At 57.7% G+C, this 7535-nt stretch carries 5 protein-coding genes and 1 pseudogene; 2 read left to right on the top strand and 4 right to left on the bottom strand.

Annotation, left to right across the window (positions count from 1 at the left end; all coding sequences use genetic code 11):
• Both D2N39_RS22100 and D2N39_RS22095 read left to right on the top strand, forming a co-directional pair.
• Positions 1–518: pseudogene (locus D2N39_RS22100) on the top strand (hypothetical protein); the annotation flags it as partial.
• Complete coding sequence (locus tag D2N39_RS22095; RefSeq protein ID WP_199725340.1) at positions 470–1699, top strand: GIY-YIG nuclease family protein; 1230 nt, start codon at positions 470–472, stop codon at positions 1697–1699. The pseudogene D2N39_RS22100 and the gene D2N39_RS22095, both read left to right, overlap by 49 nt.
• Before the next feature lie 222 nt (positions 1700–1921).
• Here D2N39_RS22095 and D2N39_RS22090 read toward each other — a convergent pair whose 3' ends face one another.
• From D2N39_RS22090 to D2N39_RS22075, 4 genes are all read right to left on the bottom strand, one after another.
• Positions 1922–3616, bottom strand: coding sequence for a hypothetical protein (locus D2N39_RS22090; protein ID WP_119136877.1), 1695 nt, complete (start codon positions 3614–3616; stop codon positions 1922–1924).
• Between the two features lie 57 nt (positions 3617–3673).
• Positions 3674–4738 (bottom strand): dsDNA nuclease domain-containing protein, encoded by a 1065-nt coding sequence (locus tag D2N39_RS22085; protein WP_147373541.1) that lies wholly within the window; start codon positions 4736–4738, stop codon positions 3674–3676.
• Between the two features lie 316 nt (positions 4739–5054).
• Positions 5055–5990: a DUF2493 domain-containing protein gene (locus D2N39_RS22080; protein WP_119136875.1), complete on the bottom strand. Its 936-nt coding sequence runs from the start codon at positions 5988–5990 to the stop codon at positions 5055–5057.
• Between the two features lie 362 nt (positions 5991–6352).
• Positions 6353–7384 (bottom strand): DUF7146 domain-containing protein, encoded by a 1032-nt coding sequence (locus D2N39_RS22075; RefSeq protein ID WP_119136874.1) that lies wholly within the window; start codon positions 7382–7384, stop codon positions 6353–6355.
• Positions 7385–7535: the final 151 nt, after the last annotated feature.

Raw genomic sequence — 7535 nt, 5'->3', positions numbered from 1 at the left:
CCGAAGAAACCGAAGCCGTCCGGCAAGATCTGGCTGCCAGAATGAACATCCTGACCTTGGCACGCCGTGAAGAAGAGCGCGGATTTAGTGAACAGCAAGCCGCCTTTGGCGGTACGGTCGACACACTAGCTGCTGCCAACCCATCTGATTCAGAGGATGACGATCTTGGAAGCGCATCAAACAGCCTACTGGCTTTGGTACGCCGCTTCATCAACGTCCGGGAATTGGACATCGACTTGATCGACAGCGTCAACGCCTTTCGCGAACGGTTTGAGGTTGCATCAAAATCCTTGGACTCAGAGCTCCTGGCCCATGTTCAGTCAGCGATGGTCGCTCAGCGTATTCAGATGACAGAGGATGAAGCCCGAACCCTTTGGCCCCGGATCAAGCGATTTCGCGCACAGGAAGGCCGCGAACCCAACGTGCATGCCGCCGACGCTTTGGAAAAGCGGATGGCCGAAGCGTTGGCATGGCTGAAATTCAAGAAGGCCCAAAAGCTGCGCGAGGCAAGCCTGTAATGACACGGCCTACCCTCGATGATATTTTTGCTGAGCCCGACGAGTTCGGACTACTTGATGTGAAACTGTCTGCCTTCGGCGCAAAAGCCGGGGCAGACTCCGCGACGATAAATCGTGAGATCGAGGCGTTCCGGATCAGACACGGTCGCCTTCCAGACCCTGAGGCGCTGGACCATGAGGAAATGCGTCTTGGCACAATCCGAGTCAGGATGGTGCAAGAAACGGCGACTCCTGACCATGTCCTGGAGTTAGTTCCTGCCCAGCAACGCAGCTGGCGCGATGATCCGCTGGACGATGAGGTTCCGGGTGATCTGGATGACATTTTTGGCGATGACGCCTTGGCTATATCACCGGATCTGATTGGCCTGCGCCACGTCACCGCCGCGTCCGAGCGGCACTTGCCAGATCATCGAGCCGATTTCCGGCCCTGTCCAGATTTCCATCTGTTCGAGACATTCTTCCAAGACATGCAACGTATGCTGGACGCCGGAGAGCGGAAAGCGACCGTTGTCGAAAAATACGCTGTGATAGAGCCTCTGGAAGGCGATTTCTTCATACGAAATGGCCTGCTGGCTTATATCGCCGAAAAGACGGAAATGAGCAGCCGCGGTGGAGATCGAGACCATCGTCTTCGCGTGGTTTTTTCGAACGGGCAGGAGAGCGACCCCTTGATGTCGTCTTTCCGCAAATCCCTGAACGATGACAAGACCTCCAGAATTATCCAGCGCACGGGCCTCGGTCCGCTCGATCCAGAGTGGGAAGCGGACCAGCTGGAACTCTCCGGAACAATCTATGTTGCCCGCAGCTTATCGTCCGTTCCGGAGATTGCCGAGAACCGGATGATCCTGCACAAAATCGGAGTCACCTCTCAGCAAGTGGCCCGTCGCATCGCGGACGCCCGCAACGACGCAACCTTTCTGATGGCCCCGGTGGAAATTGTGGCTACATACGAACTGAAGAACCTGTCGCGCTCTAAAGTTGAAAACTTGCTGCACCGGTTTTTCGAAGTAGCGAGACCCGCAGAACTCAGCGTCACGGATCGCCTCGGCAAGAAAATTCACCCGCGCGAATGGTTTTACGTTCTTCCAGAGCATGTTGGGCAGGCCGCAAAACTAATCGACGAAAGGCGCCTACACGAATTCCGATATGACCCGAGTGAACAAAGGATCATTGCGAGGTGAACTATGGGCGCGAAGCTGTCTGTCATCTGTGCGGCATGGAACGTGCGGCGAACTCGTAAAAGCGGACTTCGGAGCGCGTTGCAGCAATCATCTTGCTTTATCAATAAATGACAAAACGATCGCTGACTACCAATCGAGGCGTATTAGAAGATTGCGAAAGCTGCTGCGAGATAGGGCGCCCCCGATATATTCGCGGATGCGATCAAATGGCGGGCAATCGCGTCACTCCATTGCCAGTATCTTTTGGAAGAATGGGTCGAAGATTGCTCTAACTTGATCAAATTCTTTCTCACGAAGGATTTGGCGCTTGGCTTCTCCGTAGGTAGCGATCGTGACCCCTTCGAGTTTAAGCTCTGAAGCGTCTTCGGTCGCAACGATGGTTTGCACGTCATCTGGGACGTGGTCGAAAATAAACTTCAACATCTGGGGTAGATGAACTGTGTCCTGCCCCTGCTGGTTCGGAGAATCGATCACGACCGGGAATCTGACGCTTGTTGTGAAATTGGTTTTCGTATGAAGGAAAGCGTAATAGTAAGCTAGCAGCGCCCGAGGCCCCTCGCTCCCTCGTGCAACGCTGATAGACTCAATCGACTGCCTTTCCGGGTCGTCGAGATGGACATCAAGTTTCTGCGAATACATCGACAGTCGGGCGCGATAGAATTTTTTGATTTCCGAAGTACGGATTCTGTCGCTGAATTCGATCATCGAAGCACGAAGCGACTCGGTGATTTTTCTGGAGGCGTCCGCAGCAACTATCTTCTCGTTCAGCGATGCCCGTAGAAGCTTGGCCGCCTCGGTTTTGCCGGCCGCGATGAGCACGTCGTTAAGGGACAACGACTGTTTTTGTGTTTCAAGGATATTCTCGATACGCCCCAAGCTTGCAACGATCGTGTCGAGCTTGCCACGCTCAGCCAGTTCCTTTTCGACCAGTCTTTCCAGCTTAGACTGCGCCTCAATCAGTGCCTCCGACAAGACGCCTTCATCCTCGATCAAGGCGAATCTTTCGGCAAGGGAGTTCTGGTATTCGTGACCGCAGGTGGGGCACTCGACTTGGCGCGGCAATGAGGATGCAAGCTCGAATTCGCCACGCATTTCTCTAAGTGCGTTGTTGACGAGGTCCGCTTCGGCCCTGACAAGATGAACCTCCTCGTGGACATCGGACACGGTCCGCCTATGTTCCGCCTGCAAAACAAGAAGCCTCTCGCTTTCCGCGACGAGATCGTCGCATTCGCTTGCGAATTCCTTCAAGTCGTAGGTCGGGGTCGTGCCTTCGATCTCTTTAATCTGGGTCATCGCCTGACGGAGCGTCTCGACTGCAGTTTCCAAGCTGAAAAGGACGATCTTCTCCTTTGTCAACTCGGCCTTGGCGGTATAGTAGCCGTCCGGTCGTATACCTGAATGATAGTCCGCAAGCGTGCTCGCACTTTGCGGCAGGTAGAAGTCCTGGCGAAATGAGACCCAAGGCTTGTCCCAACTTCCGTCTTGGTCAATGTAGAACGGCGCGAAAAGATATGCTGGCGGCGGCGTTAACGTTTCCCCGCCCTTGTCAACCATCTCAAGCTTGAAACCGAAGAAATCGGCGAGCTTCGGGCCCCAGTCCTTTACCAGCCGCTGGCCCCAAAACTGTCTGTTGCCCTTGTCGTCGAAGAGCGAAAACACACCGTGGGCTTTGACAGAAAACCAAGTCGCGTCCCGGAACTCGAACTCGAGGCAACTGGATACGTTCGCATTCTTCCAACGAGCATCGATCTTATTCGGCGTCGCTCCCAGAGCTTCGTACAGGCTCTTCATTATAACCGACTTTCCAAAGCCGTTTGCGCCTTGGATCAACAGCTTTTGCGGATGCAATGGTACGTGCAACGCTCTCTTTTCGACTTGCGATAACAGGAAGAGATTTTTGAATTTTACCGCTTGCATTGCTGTTCTCACTCAGTTTTCGAAGGACGCGCCGCAGTCCCGTCGTGTCGTCGTCTGTCATGTCATGGCCTCCATCAATTCGACGATCATCGCAGACTGGAGATCAAAGAGCTCTGACTCGGGTTCGCTGAGACCGTGGACCTTCAAGGCTACGACCGCCTCGAGTACGCTGCCCATATCTCTCACCGCGGCTTTGCCGATAGCATCGCGGATCGCTGCGCTTAGCTTGGCTGCCGACCTACCCCCCGCGCGACGGGAGTTTACATACGCCATGCACTTGTTCTTGATACGCTGGATCTGCAGCGCCTTTATTCCGTCGGCAGCGAGTTCGTCGTTCACGCTCGACCACCACTCGACAAGATTTTTAGACCTGCTGTGAACCCGCTCGATCAGGCGGCTAATCGCCTCGCGGTCCAAGGCGACTCTCTTGCGCAACTCTTCGACCGTCCCCGACTTTGTCTTGTTCCCGGTGCACTCACCCGCGGCGGCGAGGAGCGCCGTGTAGAAGGGGCTGGAAACCGCGACGAAATCTGGATGGAGTTCTTCCAGCATCGTTACGATCCTGCCCAGCACCGTCGCGCGATAACTTTCAAGATCGAACGGAACGCGCTCGAACGTCAGGAGCGTCGCATGTGACTTATCGAAGCCGTCAGGGAAGTCCGCCTCCAGCGACTTCATCAGCGCGTCCTGATCGGCAGAGCAGAGATCGGCGACTGAAAGCTCGCCATCGTGGAGGTCGGATTTGGTCGCCGTCGCCAGGGTAGCGCTCAGCGGCCGGTTGGACAATATCGATGCTCGGCGAATTTTTGGCCCGAACTGCGCGATATTATAGTAGGCTTTGCCGACGATGGATTTTGGCAGATCGCCTTTCGGGCTTCGCCTCGCGAGCCTCTTTGCGGTCCAAGTGAGTTCACTGCTCGATTTCACCTGGTAGAACGATAGCTCTGAGTTCTCCCCTTCTCCAACGAAAACGACAAAGTCGTCGTGATGATCGAACAGCGCGACGAATTCTTTACCTTGTCTGAAAAGGTCGAGAACTAGCGCCATTGACACGTTCACCTGAAAGTCGAAGGCCATAAACGCTGATGAGCCCGCGGTTTCGCGAGGCTGTTTCGACGCCACCGTATTTATCGTGGGCTTTGGCAATGACACTCTTTCCGAGGATATTCTAATCTTTTACAACTTGATAACGAAAATGGAAGTGGAACTGCGGCCTGAGGCGTGGTTGCAGCTTGGTCGGTCCAATGCGACGGTTCCGGGCCTCGACGTCCACGCTCGCGATGGTTGATCACTCATTTCACGAAGCATTGCTTTCGTCTATCAAAATGACCAACTTCTTGCCGCAATGCCAATCGAGCGGCGGCTTTGGAGAATGCAGCGAGGCGGCATGACGCTAAGTTGACAGACCGCCTTAGGCCGAAAATGCGGTTAAGGGGGCTCACGCCCCCTTCTCGAACTTCAGGACCGGGATGCCCAGCTTCTTGGCCTTGTCGGCGAGGTTTTCCTGGATGCCATTGCCCGGGAACACGAGGACACCCACGGGCAGCACGTCCAACATGGCGTCGTTGCGCTTGAAGGGTGCGGCCTTGGCATGTTTGGTCCAGTCGGGCTTGAAGGCAATCTGCGTGACCTTGCGGACTTCGGCCCATTTGGCGGCGATGAGTTCGGCACCCTTAGAGCTGCCACCGTGGAGAAGGATCATGTCGGGATACTTGGTCTGGACCTGATCAAGCTTGCCCCAGATCAGGCGGTGATCGTTGAAGTCGGTCCCGCCAGTGAGGGCAATCTTGGTGCCTTGGGGCAGCATCACTTCGGTTTCAGCGCGGCGCTTGGCGGAGAGGAAATCGCGGCTGTCGATCAGCGCTGCGGTCAGGTGCTTGTGGTTCACCATTGAGCCAGAGCGAGGCCGCCAAGTTGAGCCTGTGTGCAGCTCGAACGCCTCGGCGCTGCGGTCGCGGAAGGCTTCCAGACAATGCCGCCGTTCGACAAGGCTGGTGCCTTCGGCCGTCAGTCGCTCAAGCTCGGTCGATTTCACCTCGGAGCCGTCCTGTTCCCGCTGCAGACGGTGCTGCGCCACTTCATTGTCGTCAAGTAGGCGTTCCGTGCGGGCGGCGGCGCGGTGGAAGAGGTTGACCTGGCCCCAGAGCAATTCTTCGAGGTCGGGTTCCATGCGGGTGTCGGCGAGGGTCGCTGCGAGGGCATCGAAGATATCGCTGACCGCGTCGATGAGGCGCTCGGGTTCCGGCATCGGGCGCAGATCGACCTCGTCCTGGAAGGCACGGGTGCCGTAGAGCTGAAGCTCCTGAAGCGCCCAGGCGGTCTGGGAAAGGGCGGAGCTGCGGTCGAAATCTTCGCTCTGGAATTGGGTCGTCATGGTCTTTTGCCTCCGGCTGCTCGGGGACGCGCGACAACCCGCGCGGCCTTCATGGGCTGCGAAAGCCGTGGGAGGGGACGCCCTTTCACCCCCGCTTTGGGGCCGGAACGCATGTGGAGGAGGACGGGGGGCGGCTGATTTGCTTCGCGATGCAAAGGCGGGGCGAGCCCCGCCGGCGGAAATCAGTCGCCCCCCGTCCTTGAAGGGGCGGCCGCTTTGACGGCCGCCTGCCCATCTCTTGAAGGACGTGCGGGTGCCTGCGCGGGTTCGACAGCCGAGAAGAGGAGAAAGACGCGACCCGGTTCCTCAAGCGATGCTTGACCCCCTGCCCCGCTCCCTGACTGCCTTTGCGCTTTGAGAGTTCAGATCGTCAGCCGATGCTGATCCTTAAGGTCGATCTGCTGTGCCAGATGCTGGCGCATTGCCTCAACGCCGTGAGCGCGGAGATCGTCGTTGAAATCCCCGAGACGCGGCTCGAGCACCCGTACGGCAATCCCGGCCTCGATTGCTCTGGCGGTCAACCTTTCCGCCGCGCGATGCCCCGCCGGATCGCGGTCGATGGCGATGTAGAGGCGCTGCAACCCTGCGGGCAACAACACGGCTCCGAGGTGACCCGACGAGAGCGCCGCCCAGACGGGCAAAGAAGGGGCCGCCTCGCGAACGGAGAGCATCGTCTCGATGCCTTCGCCCAGCACGAGGCTTTGATCTGCAGTGGCGATCCTGACGGCATTTCCGAGGAGGTGACCCATAGCCCGCCGCGGTGTGTCGACAGCCGCCTTGTCCTGTCCGTCGGGTGCCAACCAAGTGCGATGCACGCCCTGCAAGGCCCCTGCCCCATCGGTGACCGCGGCGATCATCGCAGGCCTGGGCACAGGCTTGGTCTGGCCCTCATCCCGATGCCAGCACTTCGGGTGGAAGCGCAGGGTTGAACTGAGTACCGGTTGGGTGATGCCCCGGGAACGCAGGTAGACCTCGGCCAAAGATCCCGCCAAAGGCAGCGAGGCCGCGAACAAGCGCGCCGCTGCTGCTGGCGTACCCGAGGGGGATTTTCGGCTGCGCGGGGAGTTGGCATCCGGGAGAACCGACTGCGGACGGCCAAGATGCATCCGTGCCTCGGCCAGAAGATCGGGAAAGCGGGTGATCCCCGTGCGTTCGCGGATGATGTCGAGGAGATCGCCGAATTCCGACGTGGCTGAATCGGTCCATTTGCCCCGGGCACCCGGCCCCGAGGTGGGGCCGGTCAACCTGACGAACAGCGAGCGGCCCGGATTGTTCTGCAGATCGCCGACCATCCAGTAAGAGCCTTCCCGCCTCCCGGCGGGAAGATAGTGACGGCAGACGCTTTCGGCATTTTGCGAAAGATCTCGCAACAGATCTTCTGTTTCCAATGACATGGCACACACAATTAACAACCTTTACGTGCATGTAGACCCTGGATGGGGAAGCGTGCAAGCAGGTGATCGAGCACTTTCACACCGCCGGAATCCGTCGGACAGAAGAGGCGCAGCTTCCAGCTGATGATCTCGGAAAAGAAGCCGTCGGCCT

Origin of the sequence: Gemmobacter lutimaris, assembly GCF_003570715.1 — a bacterium.
GTDB classification, from domain to species: Bacteria; Pseudomonadota; Alphaproteobacteria; order Rhodobacterales; family Rhodobacteraceae; genus Gemmobacter; species Gemmobacter lutimaris.
Note: the sequence above shows the minus strand (reverse complement) of the source record. Positions and strands in the feature narration are given on the sequence as shown.